The sequence below is a fragment of the Burkholderia sp. 28_3 genome (assembly GCF_003253915.1).
Taxonomy (GTDB): Bacteria; Pseudomonadota; Gammaproteobacteria; order Burkholderiales; family Burkholderiaceae; genus Burkholderia; species Burkholderia cenocepacia.
The window spans coordinates 283,847-303,735 of record NZ_QKZF01000006.1 but is presented as its reverse complement, the minus strand read 5'-3'; the positions used below and the strand labels follow the sequence as shown (position 1 = coordinate 303,735).

At 69.7% G+C, this 19,889-nt stretch carries 20 protein-coding genes; 6 read left to right on the top strand and 14 right to left on the bottom strand.

The annotated features are described in order from the left end of the window. The first annotated feature begins 38 nt into the window (after positions 1-38). Positions 39-1,028 (top strand): transcriptional regulator GcvA, encoded by a 990-nt coding sequence (locus tag DFS13_RS16455; RefSeq protein ID WP_111441881.1) that lies wholly within the window; start codon positions 39-41, stop codon positions 1,026-1,028. 23 nt (positions 1,029-1,051) lie between these two features. Here DFS13_RS16455 and DFS13_RS16450 read toward each other — a convergent pair whose 3' ends face one another. The 10 genes from DFS13_RS16450 to DFS13_RS16405 all read right to left on the bottom strand — a co-directional run bounded on the left by DFS13_RS16450 (position 1,052) and on the right by DFS13_RS16405 (position 10,140). Then, positions 1,052-1,360, bottom strand: coding sequence for a YbeD family protein (locus tag DFS13_RS16450; protein ID WP_011546305.1), 309 nt, complete (start codon positions 1,358-1,360; stop codon positions 1,052-1,054). Beyond that, on the bottom strand, positions 1,360-2,286 hold the full coding sequence (locus tag DFS13_RS16445) for a D-amino acid aminotransferase (RefSeq protein ID WP_006485237.1): 927 nt from the start codon (positions 2,284-2,286) through the stop codon (positions 1,360-1,362). Before DFS13_RS16445 ends, DFS13_RS16450 begins: the two co-directional genes overlap by 1 nt. A 48-nt stretch (positions 2,287-2,334) precedes the next feature. Beyond that, positions 2,335-3,645, bottom strand: a complete 1,311-nt coding sequence (locus DFS13_RS16440; RefSeq protein WP_006485243.1) for a D-alanyl-D-alanine carboxypeptidase family protein — start codon at positions 3,643-3,645, stop codon at positions 2,335-2,337. A gap of 508 nt (positions 3,646-4,153) precedes the next feature. Further along, on the bottom strand, positions 4,154-4,798 hold the full coding sequence (locus tag DFS13_RS16435; protein WP_006485236.1) for an alpha/beta hydrolase: 645 nt from the start codon (positions 4,796-4,798) through the stop codon (positions 4,154-4,156). 13 nt (positions 4,799-4,811) lie between these two features. After that, positions 4,812-5,129: a ferredoxin gene (locus DFS13_RS16430; protein WP_006485233.1), complete on the bottom strand. Its 318-nt coding sequence runs from the start codon at positions 5,127-5,129 to the stop codon at positions 4,812-4,814. Between the two features lie 154 nt (positions 5,130-5,283). Then, positions 5,284-6,435: a VanZ family protein gene (locus tag DFS13_RS16425; protein ID WP_034201321.1), complete on the bottom strand. Its 1,152-nt coding sequence runs from the start codon at positions 6,433-6,435 to the stop codon at positions 5,284-5,286. Between the two features lie 19 nt (positions 6,436-6,454). After that, a complete protein-coding gene (locus DFS13_RS16420; RefSeq protein ID WP_011546311.1) occupies positions 6,455-7,078 on the bottom strand; it encodes an ABC-type transport auxiliary lipoprotein family protein in 624 nt (207 codons plus the stop codon). Between the two features lie 79 nt (positions 7,079-7,157). Further along, positions 7,158-8,087, bottom strand: coding sequence for an MlaD family protein (locus DFS13_RS16415; protein ID WP_006481551.1), 930 nt, complete (start codon positions 8,085-8,087; stop codon positions 7,158-7,160). A 17-nt stretch (positions 8,088-8,104) separates the two neighbouring features. Further along, the gene (locus tag DFS13_RS16410) at positions 8,105-9,019 is read right to left on the bottom strand and encodes an ABC transporter ATP-binding protein (RefSeq protein ID WP_111441880.1); all 915 of its coding nucleotides are present in this window, start codon (positions 9,017-9,019) and stop codon (positions 8,105-8,107) included. Then, on the bottom strand, positions 9,016-10,140 hold the full coding sequence (locus tag DFS13_RS16405; protein WP_012492376.1) for an ABC transporter permease: 1,125 nt from the start codon (positions 10,138-10,140) through the stop codon (positions 9,016-9,018). The genes DFS13_RS16410 and DFS13_RS16405 overlap by 4 nt, the downstream gene beginning before the upstream one ends. A 343-nt stretch (positions 10,141-10,483) precedes the next feature. Between DFS13_RS16405 and DFS13_RS16400 the strand changes: the two genes are divergently transcribed. The 5 genes from DFS13_RS16400 to DFS13_RS16380 all read left to right on the top strand — a co-directional run bounded on the left by DFS13_RS16400 (position 10,484) and on the right by DFS13_RS16380 (position 15,845). Next, a complete protein-coding gene (locus tag DFS13_RS16400) occupies positions 10,484-12,553 on the top strand; it encodes a bifunctional 2',3'-cyclic-nucleotide 2'-phosphodiesterase/3'-nucleotidase (RefSeq protein ID WP_058901841.1) in 2,070 nt (689 codons plus the stop codon). An 8-nt stretch (positions 12,554-12,561) separates the two neighbouring features. Next, positions 12,562-13,407, top strand: coding sequence for a tetratricopeptide repeat protein (locus DFS13_RS16395; RefSeq protein WP_034201318.1), 846 nt, complete (start codon positions 12,562-12,564; stop codon positions 13,405-13,407). 280 nt (positions 13,408-13,687) lie between these two features. Further along, entirely contained in the window at positions 13,688-14,608 is a 921-nt protein-coding gene (locus DFS13_RS16390) for a biotin--[acetyl-CoA-carboxylase] ligase (protein WP_111441879.1), read from the top strand. Beyond that, positions 14,605-15,405 (top strand): type III pantothenate kinase, encoded by an 801-nt coding sequence (locus DFS13_RS16385; protein WP_111441878.1) that lies wholly within the window; start codon positions 14,605-14,607, stop codon positions 15,403-15,405. The genes DFS13_RS16390 and DFS13_RS16385 overlap by 4 nt, the downstream gene beginning before the upstream one ends. A gap of 197 nt (positions 15,406-15,602) precedes the next feature. Continuing rightward, positions 15,603-15,845 (top strand): hypothetical protein, encoded by a 243-nt coding sequence (locus DFS13_RS16380; protein ID WP_006482093.1) that lies wholly within the window; start codon positions 15,603-15,605, stop codon positions 15,843-15,845. A 16-nt stretch (positions 15,846-15,861) separates the two neighbouring features. Here DFS13_RS16380 and rfaE2 read toward each other — a convergent pair whose 3' ends face one another. The 4 genes from rfaE2 to DFS13_RS16355 form a co-directional block, all read right to left on the bottom strand. Next, positions 15,862-16,347, bottom strand: coding sequence for a D-glycero-beta-D-manno-heptose 1-phosphate adenylyltransferase (gene rfaE2 / locus DFS13_RS16375; protein ID WP_109343410.1), 486 nt, complete (start codon positions 16,345-16,347; stop codon positions 15,862-15,864). A 161-nt stretch (positions 16,348-16,508) separates the two neighbouring features. Continuing rightward, a complete protein-coding gene (locus tag DFS13_RS16370) occupies positions 16,509-17,387 on the bottom strand; it encodes a diiron oxygenase (protein ID WP_011353352.1) in 879 nt (292 codons plus the stop codon). Between the two features lie 465 nt (positions 17,388-17,852). Continuing rightward, positions 17,853-19,079, bottom strand: coding sequence for a patatin-like phospholipase family protein (locus DFS13_RS16360; protein ID WP_006482098.1), 1,227 nt, complete (start codon positions 19,077-19,079; stop codon positions 17,853-17,855). 24 nt (positions 19,080-19,103) lie between these two features. Then, a complete protein-coding gene (locus tag DFS13_RS16355; protein ID WP_111441877.1) occupies positions 19,104-19,847 on the bottom strand; it encodes a PhaM family polyhydroxyalkanoate granule multifunctional regulatory protein in 744 nt (247 codons plus the stop codon). Positions 19,848-19,889: the final 42 nt, after the last annotated feature.

The following is a 19,889-nucleotide window of genomic DNA, read 5'->3' as shown; positions in this document are numbered from 1 at the left end:
ACGACCAATTTTCACGTCGATGTGAGGAAAATTAGCAAATGGACCTCCGCCAGCTCCCCGCGCTGAACGCGATTCGCGCGTTCGAAGCCGCCGCGCGCCACGAGAACTTCTCGCGCGCCGCCGACGAGCTGTTCGTCACGCACGGCGCGGTCAGCCACCAGGTGCGCGCGCTCGAGGAAGAGCTCGGCGTGCAGCTGTTCACGCGCAACGGCAAGCGGCTGTGCCTGACCGACGCCGGCATGCGGTACGCGCAGCAGATCCGCACCGCGCTGATGGTGATCGCCGACGCGACGCGCGACGTGCGCGCGAGCGACCGCGACCGGCGGCTGGTGGTGTCGATGCTGTCGTCGTTCGCCGCGCGCTTCATCACGCCGCGCATCGGCACGTTCATCGAGCGGCATCCGGAAATCGACGTCGAACTGCAGTCGACCAACTCGCTCACCGATTTCGCGCGCGACGACGTCGATCTGGCGATCCGCTTCGGCTTCGGCAGCTATCCGGGGCTGCACGTGGAGCCGCTGTTCGAGGAGGTGTTCTTTCCGGCCTGCGCGCCGACGCTGAATGGCGGCAAGCTGCCGCAGACGCCCGCCGATCTCGTGCACTACCCACTGCTGCGCTCGGACGACGAGCTGTGGCGGCCGTGGTTCGACGCGGCCGGGCTCGATACGCTGACCGAGCCGAAACGGGGGATCCTGTACCAGGATTCGTCGAACCTGCTGCTGGCCGCGATCGAGGGCCAGGGCATCGCGCTGGTGCGCCGCTCGCTCGCGGTCCACGACCTGCTCGACGGGCGCATCGTGCGCCTGTTCGACATCGACGGGCCGAGCCCGTGGCACTATTTTTTCGTGTGTCCGCCGCCGCTGCTCAACACGCCGCGCGTGCAGGCGTTCCGGACCTGGTTGTTCGAGGAGGTCGCCGAATACAAGCGGCTGTGCGACGAGCTGGACGCGCGGCGCGCGGCGGGAAAATGCCCCGCCGAGTGCGCGCTGGAGGGAGGATGGAAAGGGATCAGCGGCAGTTTGCGCTGATCCCGGGCCACCGGAACGGCCCCTTAGAGCACGACCTTGACCATCGGATGGCCGGTCAGCGCGCGGTAGATGTTGTCGAGCTGTTCCTGGCTCGTCGCGCGCACAGTGATCGTCAGGCCCGTGTAATTACCGCCGCTCGACGCGCGCTCCTCGATCTTCTCGACGTCGATCTCGTTGTCGTGAACGGCCACGACCTTGAAGATCGTGTCCTTGAACTCGGGATGCGCCTTGCCCATGATCTTGATCGGGAAATCGCACGGAAACTCCAGCAGCGACTCCTTCCGGGTCTCGATCGCGCCGGTGACCTCGACGGTTTTGGTCGGTTCGCTCATCATTTTCTCCGGGTTAGGTCAAACTGTTCAAACTCGCGTGCCTTCGCACGCTGGTACGCGTCATACAGCGCCGCGAACACGGGGCCCGGCTTGCCGCCCTGCACGGGCAGATCGTCGAGCGACGTCACAGGCAGGATTTCCTTCGTGGCCGACGTCAGCATGATCTCGTCGGCCGAGCGCAGTTCGACCTCGCTGATCTCGCGCGCGACGAACCGGATCCCGCATTCGTCGGCCAGCTGCTCGACCAGCGCGTAGCGGATCCCTTCGAGGATCTTGTTGCTGCGCGGCGGCGCGAACAGTTCGCCGTTCTTCACGATCCACACGTTCGACGACGAGCCTTCCGTCACGTTTTCGTCGCGCAGCTGGATCGTCTCGAACGCATCGCGCTCGGCCGCATGCTGCGCCATCAACACGTTGCCGAGCAGCGAGATCGACTTGATGTCGCAATGCAGCCAGCGACGGTCCTCGGCCGTCACGCAGCGCACGCCCTTCGCGCGCTCCTCTTCCGACGGCAGGCGCAGCGGGCTCGTCATCGCGAACACCGTCGGCACCGCGTTCGCCGGGAACGCGTGGCCGCGCTTCGCGACGCCCCGCGTCACCTGCAGGTAGACGAGCGCGTTGCCGTCGCCGAGGCCTTCGGCGTTCGCCGCGACCACCCGCTCGATCAACGCGCGCCAGCCCGCCGCATCGTGCGGGTTGTCGATGCCGATCTTCTTCAGGCTGCGCGCGAGCCGGTCCAGATGCTGTTCGATCCGGAACGGCACGTGCGCGCCGTCGTGCGCATAAACGGGGACGACTTCATACACGCCGTCGCCGAAGATGAATCCGCGGTCGAGCACCGGCACACGGGCTTCGGACAGCGGCACCAGTTCCTCCTGCGCCGAGACGCTGAGGTAGACGATCGGTTCGAATTCGGCTTGGCTCATGGCTATGACAGATGGGGATGAAGTCGTGAAAACAAAGGCCCGTCGTGCTTACTTCTTCTTGCTGAACATCAGCAGGATCGAGTCCCAGATACGTCCGAAGATACCCGCTTCCGGCACGGCCTGCAGCGCGACGACCGGGAATTCGGACAGCGTCTTGCCGTCGGCGACGATCTTCACGGTGCCGACCTGCTGGCCTTCGGCGAGCGGCGCGATCAGCGGCGCGTTCACGTCGACTTCGGTCTTGACCTTGTCGCCGAGGCCGCGCGGCACGGTCGCCCACTGGTCGCCCTTCACGCCGACCTGCACGGTGTTGTCCTTGCCCTTGTAGATGCGCGGCGTCGAGATCGCCTGGCCGCCCTTGAACAGGCGCACCGAATCGAACGCGCTGTAGCCGTAGTTCAGCATCTTCATGCTGTCCTGCGTGCGGTCGTTTTCCTTCTGCTCGCCCATCATCACCGACACGAGGCGGCGCTGGCCGTCGACACCCGGGATCGCGCGCTTCGCCGATGCGATCAGGCAGAAGCCGGCCGCCTGCGTATGGCCCGTCTTCAGGCCGTCGACCGTCGGGTCGAGCCACAGCAGCCGGTTGCGGTTGCCCTGGCGGATGTTGTTGTACTTGAATTCCTTCTCCGAGAAGATGCCGTAGTACTGCGGAAAATCGCGGATCAGGTGCGCGGACAGCTTCGCGAGGTCGCCGGCCGTCGTGTAGTGGTTCGGGTCGGGCATGCCGTTCACGTCGGCGAAGTGCGTGCCCTTCATGCCGAGACGCGCCGCCTCGTCGTTCATCAGCGTGACGAACTGCCCTTCGCTGCCGCCGACGAGTTCGGCCAGCGCGATCGCGGCATCGTTGCCCGACTGGATGATCATCCCGTACACGAGGTCGTGCACGGACACCGGCTTGTTCGCCTCGATGAACATGCGCGACTCGTCGCGGCCGACGCGGCGCACCGCGTCGCTCGGCGTGACGATCTGCTCCATCGAGATCTTCTTCTTGTCGAGCGCCTCGAACACGAGGTACGCGGTCATCAGCTTCGTCAGCGATGCCGGCTCGACGCGTTCGTCCGCATTGCCCGATGCGAGCACCGTGTTGCTCGTCGCGTCGACGAGCACCCACGAGCGCGCGTTCACGCCCGGCGGCGGCACCGCGCCCGGCATGTAGGTCGCGGGCGCGCCGGTGAACTGCTCGGCGGCCGGCGCCGCATGCGCGGCCTTGGCCTTGGCGGCCGGCTTCGCCTCGGCGACGACGATCGTCGACGCGAGCGCGACGGGCAGCATCACGCCGAGCGCTACGTTGCGCGCGGCGGTGCCGAAGGCGATGGAGGAAGCGAGGGACTTGAGGCCTTGGGAAGACAGACGCATGATCGATTCAGGCTGATGGCAGAAAGTGCGGTGCGAAACGCGCAGGGTTGAACGGCAAGGCGACGGGCGTGTCGGGCACTCGCCCGACACCGTCGGGCGACGCGAAACGCGCCGGTTGGACTCGTGCGGACGCGTTCGGTTCGCGGCCGTCGCGAGCGGGCGGACAGGCGGCGAAACGAGCGCGGCATGGGCCCAGCCGGGCCGCGGGCGACGCGGAATGCGGCCATTATACGTGGCCGCGAACGGCGTTTTCGCGAACCTGGCAGCGGACGCCCGCATACCGGCTGCGAGAGCATAGCGTGGAGACGCGGCGGGCACGTGCGCTCGAAGCCGCGCGAAAGGCATGCGCAGGCGGTGTGCAAGTCGGGTTGCGCCACGATGCCGTAGGCGGCGCACCGCGCTGTGCGGCGCGCTGTCGCGTGAAGTTTCGGGAAGGGTCGCGCATCGTCCGGCCGAGGCCGATGCGCGGTACGGGCCGCCGGCGCCTACGCCGACGCCCGCATGGCGGCTAGCGCCACGCGTCGACGATGATGCGCTTCAGCACGTGCAGCTTGCGATGGAGGAAATGCTCGGCGCCGGGGATCACGACGACGGGCAGCTCCTGCGGCCGCGCCCAGTCGTACACCGATGCGATCGGCACCGTGTCGTCGGTTTCGCCGTGGATCACGAGCGTGTTCTCGGGCACGTCGGCCACTTGCCAGCGGCTCGCGGCCGTGCCGACGAACACCATCCGCTCGATCGTCTCGCCCGCATCGCGCAACCGCTTCGCGACGTGCGACAGCACGAAGGTGCCGAACGAGAAGCCCGCGAGCACGAGCGGCAGGTCCGCATACGCGGGCTGCGCGCGCATGTGCGCGAGCACCGCGAGGAGATCGTCGGCCTCGCCCGTGCCGTTGTCGTGCACGCCCTCGGTCGCGCCGACGCCACGGAAATTCGACCGGTAGACGACGTAGTTCAGCTGCACGAGCGTGCGCGCGAGCGTCTGCGCGACCTTGTTGTCCATCGTGCCGCCGAACAGCGGATGCGGATGCGCGACGAGCGCGATGCCGCGTGGCGCGGCGCCGCCTTCGCGCACGGCGTCGGGCAGGTCGACCGCGATTTCGATCTGGCCGATCGGGCCCGCGATCAGCGATTTCTGCGTATGAACGTTCATTCGGCCGGCCCGCTCAGATCTTCAGGCGATCGACGACCTTGCCGTCGCGCAGATGCGATTCGACGATCTCGTCGATGTCGGCCTGATCGACGTACGTGTACCACGTCCCCTCCGGATACACGACCATCACCGGCCCTTCCTCGCAGCGGTCGAGGCAGCCGGCCTTGTTGATGCGGACCTTGCCCGGCCCCGCGAGGCCGAGTTCCTTCACGCGCTTTTTCGCGTATTCCTGCATGGTCTGTGCATCGCATTGCGCGCAGCTCGGACGTTCGGCGCCCGGGTCGCGCTGGTTCAGGCAGAAGAAGACGTGGTGCTGGTAGTAGGAATCCATAATGGTGACGAGCGGCCCGGCACGAGGCCGTGCGGAAAGAGGGGCGATGGATTGCCGTTGCGCGAGGCGGCAACGGAGGATGCGGACGATTATAGCGACCGGCGCACGCGGCTGCCCGCGGCACGGCCGCCGCCGCACGGCCCGGACTGCGGCGTCAGCGGCGCAGCGCGGCCGGCAGCCACGCGTGCTCGACGCGCTGGCCGAGCCAGATCAGCGCCGCGTAGGGCCAGATCCACGCGAGCCAGCGCGCGAGGCTGTTGAAGTGCACGTAGCGCCCCTGCCGCCAGCCCGACAGCGTAAAGTCGAAGAACGGATTGACCGGCAGCAGGTTCACGAGCGCGACGCCGGCCAGCAGCGCGAGCGCCGCGAGCAGCGCGCGCCACGTCGCCGGCACGCGCAAGGCGACGAGCGCCGCCGCGAAGCCGAGCTCGATGCCGAGCCGCGCGCCGGGCGTCGCCCACACGACGACGAGGCCGGTGGCCGACTGCATGAAGGTCGCCGCGGCCTTCAGCACGAGCGTGGCGACCACCAGCGCGACCAGCAGCCGGATGCGCGGCGCGTGCGGGCGCATCGCGAGCGACGCGATCGCCAGCGCGGCGAACAGCATCAGCCCGCCGAGCATGGCTTCCCACGCGGAATCGGACAGCCAGCCGTCGACCCGCTCGGGCCATTCGCTGACGCGCCAGGCGGCCGGCAGCCACGCGAGCACTGCATCCTGCATCGACGCGTCGGCGCGCTCCCATAGCGCGGCGGGCCAGTCGCCGATGCCGAACAGGAACGGCGACGGAAACACGATCGCGAACGGCCACAGCGCGGCGAGCAGCAGCGGCGTCGACCCATCGGCTTCCAGCCACGCGAAGCGCAGCCGGCGCAACACGCCGCGGTCGAGCAGCGCGCCGGTGGCCGGCGCGGCGAGCGCCGCGCCCAGCAGCGCGCCGAACGCGTTGGCGCCGAGATCGAGGTTCGACGCGACACGCGTCGGCAAATAGGTCTGCAGTGCTTCCATCGCGCCCGACAGCAGCACGCCGAGCCCGCCCGCGATCAGCGTCGCGGCCACGCCGCGCCAGCGCGGATGCAGCGCGAGCACGCCGAGCGCGCCGAACGGCAGATAACCGAGCACGTTCGTGACCACGTCGAACGTCGTCACGTAGCGCTGCATCGGCGCGAACAGGTAATCGAACGGGCCGATGCCGAGCGCCGCCCAGCCTTCGAACGGATACAGCGACGCATAGACGATCAGCGCCGCATAGGCGGCAAATGCCTGCCGTGCGAGCGGTGACGCGCGATGCGGGCCCGGCACGTTCATCGCGGCTGCACGGCGTGCGTCACGGCGTGCCCGCGTACGCCTGCACGCCGACCCACGCGGCGATCTGCGACACGAGTTCGTCGCTGGCCGCCGCGAGCGCGCGCGCACCGCCGGCGGCGTCGGGCGTGCTCGACGGCGCGCGCGCGACGAACGTGCGCTGGCCGAGCACCTTGCCGTCGAGCATCAGCGTCGCGCGCGCGGTCACCGCGCCGTGGCTTTGCGACTGGCCGTCGAAGACCTGTTCGAATTCGCTGAGGTCGACCTTGAGGGTCGGCGCACGCACGCCGTCGGCGCCTTCGAGCACCGTGCCACGCGACGACAGCGCGCCGCGCAGCCGCTGCGTGAGCAGTTGCGCGGGCGGCGCGGTCCAGCGGCTGTCGCGATAGACGGCCACGTGCTGCGCATCCGCGTACGCGAGCCGATACGCGAACTTGTCCGAGTCGAGCGCGTCGGGCGCGGCGACGTCGAGCACCTTCAGCGCGGGGCCCGAACCGGTGGTCGTCACCGACGACGCAGGCCCGAGGTCGTAGCGGATGTTCGACAGCACCGCGTCGTTGCCGGCGCAGCCGGCCGCCAGTGCGAGCGTCAGCACGGCCAGCGCGGCCGCGGCCGGGCGCAGCGCGCGGTCAAGGATTCGTGGCATGGCGTATTCCTGCATGATGTTTCCGGTTTCGATGGGCGTCATGACCCGGCCGTTTCCGGCTGGACCCTCGATGGGTTTTTCACTTCCCGGCCGCGGCACCCGGCCACACGAAGCCCGCTTCGCCGGGCCCCGGCGCCGCGCCGGGCGAACCGAACAACAGACTGCGCGGGTTGCGGCCGAGTTCACCGGCGACGTCCTTCAATTGCCGCGACGCGTCGCCGACGCTGTCGGCCAGCGCATTGAAGCGCGGCAGCGTGTCGTACTGCACGCGCGCGTTGAGGCCGTTCAGCGCGACGCCGACCTGCTCGGCGGCCGTGCCGGCCTTGTTCAGATTCGACACGAGGGGCCCGTTCGGCTGCATCAGCGTGTTCGCCGACGCCATCGCGCGGTTCACCTCGTGCATCGTCTCCGGCAGCGCGGTGACCGCCGGGCCGAGCTGCTTCGTCAGCGTCGCGGCGCCGTCGGCCGCGTGCTGCAGGCTTTCGGCGGTCGCGCGCAACTGCTCGCGCATCTCGGGCGACATCAGCGCGTTCGCGCTCTTCGCGGCCAGTTCGAGCTGCCGCAGCAGCACGTCGCCGCGCTCCTGGATCTGGTCGAACAGGCTCGGCCGCATCGGGATCTGCGCGATCGCCTTCGGCGACGACGGCAGCGGCGACAGATCGCGCCCCGTATCCTCCAACTGCACGAACGCGATGCCCGTCACGCCCTGGAAGCCGAGGCTGCCGTAGGTCGACTGCGTGATCGGCGCGTCGTGATCGACGAGAATGCGGATCCGGATCTGACCCGGATGCGTGCGATCGAAGCCGATCGACTGCACCTTGCCGACGTCGAGGCCGCGAAAGCGCACGGCCGCGTCCGGGAACAGCCCCGTCACGTTGGTGCGCGCGAGCAGGTCGTACGGCACGCGCACGGTGCGGTCGACGTTGAACCAGAACACGGTGCCCGCGATCGCGAGCGTCAGCGCGATCGTGAACAGGCCGGCCCAGAACGCATGTGATTTGTTTTCCATTCGCGGGTTCCTTGCTTCTACAGCTCGACGCTCGACAGCGCCGGTTCGAGGGCCGCCTTCGGCAGCTTCGCGCGCCGCTCGGGCGGCAGCGCCTGCAATGCGCGGCGCCCGCGCAGCCCCAGGAAATATTCGTGGATGAACGGATGGTCGACGTTCGCGGCCTCCTCGACGGGCGCGGCGACCAGCACCTTGCGGTCGGCCAGCACCGCGACGCGCGTCGACAGCGCGACCATCGTGTCGAGGTCGTGCGTCACCATCACGACGGTCAGCCCGAGCGTGCGGTGCAGTGTCGCGATCAGCTCGACGAATTCGTCGGACGCCTGCGGATCGAGGCCGGCCGTCGGCTCGTCGAGGAACAGCAGTTCGGGCTCCAGCGCGATCGCGCGCGCGATGCCGACCCGTTTCACCATCCCGCCCGACAGCGCGGCCGGCATCTTCGACGCGTGCTTGCACGGCAGCCCGACCATCTCGAGCTTCAGCATCACGATGTCGTGCAGCAGGTCCGGCGGCACGCGGCCGAGCTCGCGCAGCGGCTGCGCGACGTTGTCGAACACCGTCATCGACGAGAACAGCGCGCCCTGCTGGAACAGCATCCCCGAGCGCGTGCGCATCATCCGCGCGCTGGCGTCGTCGATCGTCGCCGTATCCTCGCCGAACACCTTGATCGTGCCCGACGTCGGCCGCTCCAGGCCGAGGATCTGGCGCACGAGCGTCGTCTTGCCGGAGCCCGAGCCGCCGACGATCGACACGATCTCGCCGCGCCGCACGTCGAAGTCGAGCTTCTGGTGAATGATGTTGCGCCCGTAGCGCTTGGTCAGGTTGCGCACCTCGATCACGAGGTCGCCGGCATCGTCGGCCACTTTGGGCCGGGCGCCGACCGACCCGGCGCCGATGGCCGCGGCATGCGCGGTCGTTTCGTTCGATGCGTTCATCCGAGCCCCACGTTCTGGAACAGGATCGCGAACACCGCGTCGGCGAGGATCACGACCGTGATCGACGACACCACCGACGTGGTCGTGCCTTCGCCGAGGCTCTGCGAGTTCGCCTTGATCCGGAAGCCGAAATGGCACGCGACCAGCGCGATCAGCATGCCGAACACGACGCCCTTGCCGAGGCCGATGTACAGGTTCGCGATCGGCACGACGCCCGGCAGCGAGCGCACGAAGTAATTGACGTCGATGCCGAGCACGAACTTCGCGGCGATCGCGCCGCCCGTCAGCGCGATGATGTTGGTCCACATCACGAGCAGCGGCATCGCGACGCCGAGCGCGAGCACGCGCGGCAGGACCAGCCGCAGCCCGTGCGGGATGCCCATCACGCGCATCGCGTCGAGTTCCTCGGTCACGCGCATCACGCCGATCTGCGCGGTGATCGCCGAGCCCGAGCGGCCCGCGACGAGGATCGCCGACAGCACGGGGCCGAGCTCGCGAATCACCGACAGCCCGAGGATGTTCACGATGTAGCGGTTCGCACCGAACGTCTGCAACTGCTGCGCGGACAGGTAGCTCAGCACGATGCCGATCAGGAACGCGACGAGCGCGGTGATCGGCAGCGCCTGCGCGCCGGCGCTGTAGATGTTCGCCGAGGTTTCCCTCCACGGCATCGTCTGCGGGCGGCGCAGCACCGACAGCGCATCGAGGATCACGAGGCCGAACATCGCGATGCCGCCCTGCAGGTGTTCGCCGAACGAGAAGATCGCCTGGCCGAGCCGCGTGACGGGATCGACGCGCACCACGCGCTCGGGCGCCTCGCGTTCACTGTCGAGCCGCTCGATGCGCTCGAAGATCGTGCGCTGCGTGGCGCTCAGCGCGACGCCGGCCGGCAGCTTGCGGCCCCATACGCGCCACAGCGCCTGGCCGCCGACGTGGTCGAGCCGCTCGATGCCGGACAGATCCCATTCGCTCACGCGCCCGGTGGCGATGCTCGCGACGCGGCGCGCCACGGCGCCGCGATTGCGCGCGAGCGCGAGCGCGGTCCACTGGCCGGTCAGGCGCACCGTCTGGCCCTGGCCGCCGACGTCGACCGACAGGCCGGGAGGAGTCTCGAAGTCCAAGGGCAGGTTGTTTGCAAAAGGATGACAGCGGCCATTGTAGCGAACCGCCCGGCGCCGCGACGTGAGGATTTCCGTGTGGGCGGCGAGCTCGGGGCGCGAGCGGGGGCGCGCAGCTGAGGGCCGCCGCGCTCGGCGCGCGTGGTCGGGAGCGCCGGGCCGGGGCGCCGGCCGATCGGCCCGAAGCCGCCACGAGCCTGCCCGCCGCCGGCATCGCGACCTTTCATTGTTCCGTCACGTTTCCTTTCGATACTCTCACGCGCCGCACATCAGGCCGTCGGCGCGCCGCGCCGCCATTCGTGCGTATCTCGCGTTTCATAAAACAGAACACCGAACAGGACAACCGATGCGTCTCCCCCCGCTTTCCCGCCGCCACGTACCGGCCGCCGCCGCGCTCGCCAGCCTCGCCTTCGTCCTCGCCGGCTGCGGCGGCGACGACGTCACCGCCACGCCGCCGTCGCAGCCCGAGGCCCAGGCGCCCGTCGGCACGACGGCCACGCTCGCGCTGCTCGAGACGACCGACCTGCACACCAACGTGCTGTCGTACGACTATTTCAAGCTCGCCGCCGACAATTCGCTCGGCTTCGAGCGCGTGTCGACGCTGATCGCGCAGGCGCGCAAGCAGTACCCGAACACGCTGCTGCTCGACAACGGCGACACGATCCAGGGCACCGCGCTGTCGGACTACCAGGCGCTCGTGAAGCCGGTCGGCTGCGACCAGACGCTCGCGATCTACAAGGTGATGAACGCCGCGAAATTCGACGGCGGCGGGATCGGCAACCACGAGTTCAACTACGGGCTGCCGTACCTGTCGCAGGTGACCGGCAACACCTTCGAGGTCGACGGGCTGCCCGCGCCCGCCCAGCAGAAGAAGTGCGCGGGCCCGAACTTCCCGCAGGTGCTCGCGAACGTGATCAGCGCGAAGACCAACGCGCCGCTGTTCACGCCGTACACGATCCTGACGCGCACGGTGACGGCCACGACGCCGGACGGCAAGACGGTCAGCGCGCCCGTGAAGATCGGCATCATCGGCTTCACGCCGCCCGCGATCATGAACTGGGACAAGCGCTGGCTCGACGGCAAGGTTTATACGACCGGGCTGAAGGAAGCGGCCGAGAAGTACATCCCGGAAATGCGCGCGAAGGGCGCCGATCTCGTCGTCGCGATCTCGCACGGCGGCCTCGACAATTCCGCGTATTCGCCGACGATGGAAAACGGCAGCTGGTGGCTGTCGAAGGTGTCCGGCATCGACGCGATGCTGATCGGCCACTCGCACCAGGTGTTCCCGGACGCGAACAGCACCGTGTCGCAGTTCAACCTGCCGGGCGTCGACAAGGTCAAGGGCACCGTCAACGGCGTGCCGACCGTGATGGCCAACTACTGGGGCAAGCATCTCGGCGTGATCAAGCTCGGCCTGAAGTTCGACGGCAAGACGTGGATCGTCGACAAGTCGCAGACGACCGTCGAGGCACGGCCGATCCAGAACGCCGACAAGAGCTACGTCGCGGCCGACCCGTCGGTGTCCGCCGCGATCGCGGCCGAGCACCAGGCGACGATCGACTACGTGAAGACGCCGATCGGCTCGACCGACTACCGGATGAACTCGTACTTCGCGGACGTCGGCGATCCGGGCGCGATCCAGATCGTCAACGAGGCGCAGGCCGACTACGTGAAGACCTACGTGCAGGCGAACCTGCCGCAATACGCGTCGCTGCCGGTGCTGTCGGTCAGCGCGCCGTTCAAGAGCGGCTTCGGCGGCGGTACCGACTACACCGACGTCGCGCCGGGCGCGCTCGCGATCAACAACGCGGCCGACCTGTACCTGTATCCGAACACCGTGTACGCGGTGAAGGTGAGCGGCGCCGACGTGAAGAACTGGCTGGAGACGGCCGCCAAGCGCTTCAACCGGATCGACCCGACCAAGGCGACCGTGCAGCCGCTCGTCAGCACCTTCCCCGGCTACAACTTCGACATGTTCACGTCGGCCGACCTCGCGTATGAAATCGACGTCACGCAGCCGGTCGGCAGCCGGATCAGGAACCTGACGTACAAGGGCGCGCCGATCGACCCGAACGCGCAGTTCATCGTCGCGACCAACAACTACCGCGCGAGCGGCGGCGGCAATTTCCCGGGCCTCGACGGCAGCAAGACGATCTTCGCGTCGCCCGATGCGAACCGCGACGTGCTGATCGCGTTCATCAAGAAGCGCGGCGCGATCACGCGTGCGGCCGACGGCGCGCAACGCAGCTGGCGCTTCACGAAACTCGCGAGCTCGGTCGCGCACGTGCAGTTCGCGTCCGCGCCGAACCGCCTCGGCGATGCGGCGGCGGCCGGCCTGACCGGCATCACGCAGGTCGCGGCCGACGACGGCTCGGGCAAGAACCTCGCGACCTACGAGATCGACCTCACGCAATGAGACACGCGATGCAACCGATCCGGACGATGCGGCCCGCCGAAACCGGCTTCGCCGCCGCCGCGCGGCGCGTGCTGCGCGCGAAACTCCCGCCCGCCGCGCTGCTCGCGGCGGCGGCCGTGACCGTCGCGGCCGTCGTCACGATGACCGGCCTGCGCGGCGCCGGCCCCGCGCCGAGCGCCGCGCAGCTCGACGAATGGCAGGCGATGGTCACGCAGGCGAACGAGCCGCATGCGCTGGCCCAGTTGCGCACGCTCGCGCGCCGCGGCTCGGGCGCCGCGCAGGCGGCGCTCGGCATCGCGCTCGTCGATGCGCACGAGCCGGAGCTGCGCGATGAGGGGCGCGGCTGGCTGGAAACCGCCGCGGCGGCCGCCGGCAAGGCCGACGCGCCGGCTGCGCGGCGCGCGCAGCTCGCGCTCGGCAAGGCGTTGCTGCTCGGCAGCGGCGACCTCCCGAAAGACTATGCACGCGCCCGCGCGCTGCTCGGCGCAGCCGCCGAACAGGGCGACCCGGCCGCCGCGTATTACCTCGGGCTGATCTACCGCAGCGGCTACGGCATCGCGGCCGACCCGGTGCAGGCCGCGCACTGGTTCGACATCGCGTCGCGCGCGGACATCCCGGCCGCCGACTTCATGCTCGCGAACGCGTACCGCGACGGCAGCGGCGTGCCGCGCGACGAAGCGCGCGCGCTCGCGCTGTATCGCCGGGCCGCCGAACACGAGTTGCCCGAAGCCGTGCAGACGCTTGCGATGGCTTATCGCAACGGCGAACTCGGGCTTCGGCCCGACGCGGACGAGTTCCACGCGCAGTGGATCGAGACCGCGCATGCGCTGAAGCACCCGGTCGTCGCGCCGTGATGGCCGTTCGGCCGGGGGACGCGCGAGCGTGACCTGGCCGAACGGTGGTTGCTTCGCATGCGTCGGCCGCGCGGCGTCGGCGGCGCACCGATCCTCGTTTCGACCCGCCAAGGCCCGGCGCTGAAGGGCAAGACACTGCTCGCGTGCGAGATGACGTCGGAAGCGGGCATCGAGGCGCTGGAGCGGATAGCGATGCCGCGCCAAGCCACGCCGTGTCGTCCCGCAGGTTGCGTGCGCCGTCCGGCGCGCGCCAACGCCCCCTGTCGCTACAATAGGCGCCATGAACGCCCCCACCTCCTCCGACACGCCCGAATCCGGCGACGCGCACATCGCGCGCAACCGGCTCGAGGCGCACCTGGACGCCACGCCGCGCGCGTGGCCGCTCGACATCGTCGCCGCCACCGGCTCGACCAACGCCGACGTCGCGACCCGGCTCAAGGCGCTGCCGCGCACCGCGAGCGCGTTGCCCGCGCCGCTCGTGCGCGTCGCGTTCGAGCAGACGGCCGGCCGCGGCCGGCAGGGCCGCCCGTGGTTCGCGCAGCCCGGCAATGCGCTGCTGTGCTCGGTCGGCTGCATCGTGCCGCGCGCCATCGATGCGCTCGGCGGCCTCAGCATCGCGATCGGCGTCGCGCTCGCCGAAGGGCTGGCCACGCTGCCGCTCGACGCCCGCATGCGGGTCGCGCTCAAATGGCCGAACGACCTGCTGCTGACGACCGACGACGACGGCACGCCGCGTATCGTCGGCAAGCTCGCCGGGATCCTGATCGAAACCGTCTGGACCACCGCCGACGCCACCGCGGTCGTGATCGGCTTCGGCATCAACGTGCGCGGCGCGGAAGCCGTGGCCGCGCAGGTCGACGCGCTGCGCGCGCGCGAAGCGACGCTCGCGAGCGGGCTGCCGCCCGCCGCGCTGTCGATCGCGTGCGCGTCGGCGAACCTCACCGATACGCTCGCCGCGTCGCTGAACGCGCTCACGCCCGCGCTCGCACAGTTCGGCACCGACGGCCTCGCGCCGTTCCTGCCGCGCTGGCACGCGCTGCACGCGTACGCCGGCCGCGAAGTCGTGCTGCTCGAACAGGGCGTCGAACGGGCGCGCGGCATCGCGACGGGCATCGACGCGACCGGCCAGTTGCTGCTCGACACGCCGAACGGCCTACAGACGATCGCGGCCGGCGACGTGTCGCTGCGCGAAGCGCAATGAGCGAACCGCACCTGCTGATCGACGCCGGCAACAGCCGGATCAAGTGGGCGCTCGCCGACGCGCGGCGCGCGCTCGTCAACACGGGCGCGTTCGGCCACACGCGCGACGGCGGCGCCGATCCCGATTGGTCGCGCCTGCTGCGGCCGCGCGGCGCATGGATCTCGAACGTCGCGGGCGCCGACGTGGCCGCGCGGATCGATGCGCTGCTCGACGCGCGCTGGCCGGGCCTGCCGCGCACGACGATCCGCTCGCGGCCCGCGCAATGCGGCGTGACGAACGGCTATACGACACCCGAGCAGCTCGGCAGCGACCGGTGGGCCGGCCTGATCGGCGCGCACGCGGCGTTTCCGGGCGAGCATCTGCTGATCGCGACGTTCGGCACCGCGACGACGCTCGAGGCACTGCGCGCGGACGGCCGCTTCACGGGCGGGCTGATCGCGCCGGGCTGGGCGCTGATGATGCGCGCGCTCGGCACGCACACCGCGCAGTTGCCGACGCTGACCACCGACATCGCCAGCGGCCTGCTCGCGGGCGCGCAGGCCGAACCGTTCCAGGTCGATACGCCGCGCTCGCTGTCGGCCGGGTGCCTGTACGCGCAAGCCGGTCTGATCGAACGCGCGTGGCGCGATCTCGTCGCGGCGTGGCAGGCGCCCGTGCGGCTCGTGCTGGCAGGCGGCGCGGCGGACGACGTCGCGCGTGCGCTGACGGTCGCGCATACCCGGCACGACACGCTGATCCTGTCCGGGCTCGCGCTGATCGCCGCGGACGCGGCCGACCCGGCAACGGCGCCGGATTGATGCAAAGGCGCCGGCATCGCGCCGGCGCGTGACGACGCAAGCCCAAACGGGCCGGCTTCACGCCGACGATGCCATCCGCGCGGTGCCGCGCCAGCGGCCCGCACGGACGATCCACGAAAGCCATGAAAAAAGCCGGCCCTGCGGCCGGCTCGACTGAACGACGTGAACCACGTCAATGACGACAAGGAGTTTCGACGATGCTGCGCTGGCTGATCGCTGTTCTCTTTCTCGCCAACATGCTCGCGTTCGTGGTGGCGCGCGGCGTGTTCGGGCCGCTGCCGGCGGCCGGCCCGCGCGAACCCGGCGTGCTGTCGCGGCAGGTACGGCCCGACGCGCTGCATGTGACGCCGCTCCTGCGGGCGACCGATCAGCCCGTCGTCGGCGGCCCGATCGCGGCGCCAGCCGTCACGACCGCACCGCTCGCGGCGTCCGCCCCGTGACGACGCCGCGTCGCGCTCAGGGCTGTTGCGCGCGCACCTTCTTCAGCAACGCGGTGGTCGAGCGATCGTGCTCGAACGGGATCGCCAGCGCACGGCCGCCCCAGCCGCGCACGAGCGCCGATTCCGGCAGCGCATCCATGTCGTAATCGCCGCCCTTCACGAGGATGTCCGGACGGACGGCCTCGATCAGCGACACCGGCGTCTTTTCCGCGAACGTCACGACCCAGTCGACGCTTTCCAGCGCCGCCAGCAATGCCGCGCGATCCTCTTCGCGGTTGATCGGCCGGTCGTCGCCCTTGCCGAGCATGCGCACCGACGCATCGCTGTTCACGCCGACGATCAGACAGGCGCCGAGCGCTTTCGCATCGGCGAGATACGTGACGTGGCCACGGTGCAGGATGTCGAATACGCCGTTGGTGAACACGACGGGCGACGGCAGCGACTCGCGCAGCGCGACGAGGGCATCACGGGTGATCAGCTTGCGTTCGAAAGTGGCGGACATGATGAAGAGCGGACGGAATGGACAACGGCTCGCGCGACGGCGGCACCCGATAAAAAGCCCGCCGGACCGGCCGGGCGGGCTTCATGCGATGAACGCAACACGGTGCCGCGCGCCGGGCGCGAATCGGGTGCGACTCGCGCCGACGGCGGCCCCTGCCGGCCTCAGGCCGGCTGCGCGGCCGACGACGGGCCGCTTTCTGCCTGCAGGCGGCCGGTGACTTCCTTGCGATAGCGGTTCAGCTCCTGCGCGGTCGCGAACGTGCGCTCGAACAGGATCGACAGGTTGTGCAGGATCCGCTCGACGACCTTCTTCTCCCACTCGCCGTCGAACCGGATCTGCTCGTCGAGCCAGCGCTCGAGCCATTCCGGATCCGGCAGACGCGACTGCACGGTGTCGCGCGGGAACAGCGCCTGGTTCACGTGCAGGTTGGTCGGGTGCAGCGGCTTCTCGGTGCGGCGCGCCGACGCCATCAGCACGCCGATCTTCGCGAATGCGGCACGGGCGACGTCGCCGCAGTTGTTCAATGCCTTCTTCATGTAGCGCAGGTACGCGCCACCATGACGCGCTTCGTCGCGCGAAATCGTTTCGTAGATCTGCTTGATGACGGGCTCGGTGTGCCAGTCGGCCGCGCAGCGGTACCAGTGGTTCAGGCGGATCTCGCCGCAGAAGTGCAGCATCAGCGTCTCGAGCGGCGGCGCCGGATCGAACTGGAAGCGCACCGCGTGCAGTTCCTCTTCGGTCGGCACCATCTCCGGCTTGAAGCGGCGCAGGTATTCCATCAGCACCAGCGAATGCTTCTGCTCCTCGAAGAACCACACGCTCATGAACGCGGAAAAGTCGCTGTCGTGCTGGTTGTCGCGCAGGAACATTTCCGTCGCGGGCAGCGCCGACCATTCGGTGATCGCGTTCATCTTGATCGTCTTCGCCTGCTCGTCGGTGAGCAGCGAAGCGTCGAACTTGTCCCACGGAATGTCCTTCTCCATGTCCCAACGGACAGCTTCGAGCGACCTGTAAAGTTCCGGATAAAGCATGGTGTTCATGATGGTCCCACCCCTGTTCTGCGCAATGCGACTTCTCTAAACGTGACTGTTGCCGCGCAAGCACGCCACGCGCGCTTTTTGCAGCCAAGACTCTAATTTTACGCGGGAAACCGGCCCGCCGGACGCTGATTCCTCGTCCGGCTGCCTGGCGGCCGCGTTGCCGCCGTTGGGCATGCCGCAACCCCGCTCCGTTCGGACGGAGCCGGCCGCGCTTGCCTGAGTGGGGGCCGGCGCTGGCCGGCTCAGTGGCGCGCCCGTCCCCTGCCCCAGGCGGGTCCCCGAAAGGTCCCGTGCGGATGCCGGATCGGCGGGCTGCTCGATATGGTGTATACGGCGGCGGCCATGATAGCACGCGTGCATGACGGTTCCGAGACGCTCGCCCCGTCGCGTGCCGCCAGCCACGGTGCGGCGATCGGTCGCGGCCGACCGTCGCGAAAACGCAACCTTACATTGCGCCTGCGCGTGTCAGACCCGTATTTCACCGGTCGCGAGACCGTCTTCCGGCGGCGTGCCGGCCGCCGGCGCACTGCTGCCGTCGGCCTGCGCGATCCAGCCGGCGAGCGTCTCGCGCTGCGCCCGGCCGTCGCGGTAGCCGAGCTCGATCAGCTCGCGCGTGAAGGCTTCCTCGAACAGCAGATAGCTCGCGAACGACGCGCCGGCCGGCTGGCTGCCGCCGATCGCACCGAGCAGCCCGCGCATCGTCGCCGGCATCTGCTTCAGGTGTTTCGCGGCGATCAGCTCGATGCGCTCGGACGGCGCGATCGCGAGCACGTCGACGTGCCGCCAGCCGCTGTCGACCTCGACCTGGTGCGGCAGGTGCTCGATCATCCGGTTGATGTGCTCGATCCGTTCGATGTCCGAGCCGATCGAGTCGAGGAACACGCTCGCGAGCACCTGCTGGCCGATCTGCGCGAGCGTCGGATAACCACGGGCCCGTCCCGCGCCGTTCGCGGCCGGAATCTCGGGCCGCGGATCGGCCGCGCCGATGACGACGATCCGGTCCGCGCCGAAGTGGATCGCCGGCGACAGCGGCGCGATCTGCCGGATCGAGCCGTCGCCGAAGTACTCGATCTGCCCGTCGAGCACGAGCGGCACCGCAGGGAACACGAACGGAATGGCCGACGACGCGAGCAGGTGCGACGCCGACAGGTCGACGAGCCGCGCGGTGCGCTGCGCGCGCCGCCACGCCTGGATCGGCTGGGCGGCCTGGTAGAAGGTGAGGTGCCGGCCGCTCGAATAGCTGAGCGCGGTGATCGCGAGCGCGTGCAGCAGGCGCGCCTCGAGCATCTGCTCGATCCGGTGGAAGCTCAGCTCGCGCTGCAGCAGGTGCGCGAGCGGCGTGTTGTCGAGCAGCCCGCGCGGCGAGCGGCGCGCCGCCCAGCCGAACGTCATCGTCGCGAGCCAGCGCGCGCCGGCGGCCGCGATGCCGAGCCAGTCGGTGCGGTACACGTAATCGGCGCGCAGCGGCTCCCAGAATTCGAGCAGGCGGCGCACGCCATGGGAAAAGTCGTCCGCGTGGCTCGCGATCGACGTCGCGTTGATCGCGCCGGCCGACGAGCCGCACACGATCGCGAACGGCAGCGTGTGCCGCTGCGGATCGGCCTCGCGCGCGATCTCGGCCAGCGCCTTCAGCACGCCGACCTGGTATGCGGCGCGCGCGCCGCCTCCCATCAGAACGAGCGCGAGTCGCATGATCGACCTGCTACCTGCGCCGCATCACGTCGAGCGCTTCGGCGGACGCGTTTCGGGTGACGAAGCGGCCGCCGCGCGCGCCGCGGCCGAACCGGACGGCTTCGCGCGCTTCGCGGCGGGCTTGCGCGGCGCGGCAGCGGCCCCGGCCGGCTTCGCGGCCGGCTCCGGCGCGGCGGCGTCCGGCGGCACGGCGCCCGGCGCGGCAGGCTGCATGCCCGGCTGCGCCATCGCGAGGCTCGCGAGCTGATTGAATTGCGTCTGCAGCAGGTTCCACCAGCCGGCCGGGTCGAACGGTTGCTGCGCGGGGTCGCCCGCCGGCGCATCCCCCGCGGACGCCGCGGCATCGGGCGCGGGCTCGCCCGCCGACGCGGGCTTCGCGGCCTGCGCGGCGGCCACGGCCGCTTCCTCGGCCGCCGACATCGAGCTTTGCGCGAACGCGCCGAACGCACGCAACGTCGCGAGCGTCGCGCGCTGCACCTCGAGCGCCTGGATCGCGGACTGCAGCATCCCCAGATTGAGCTTCAGCCATTGCTCGACCGCGCGCAGATCGGTGATCCGCTTGTCGAGCTCCTCGACGTTCGTGAGCGGCGACATCATGTCGGACATGCTCGACAGCGACGGCGGCAGCCCGTGCGTGGCGCCCGGAAACGGCGCCATCCCGCCGAACGGCGACATCCGGATCATGTCCCACATCCGGTCCATCATGTCGGCGGGCTGGAACCCGGCAAAGCCGGCGAAAGGGTTGGCGCCGGAGGCATCGGTCGTCATACGGGCATCCTGGTTGACTGGGGGAGCGAGGCGGCCGCCGTG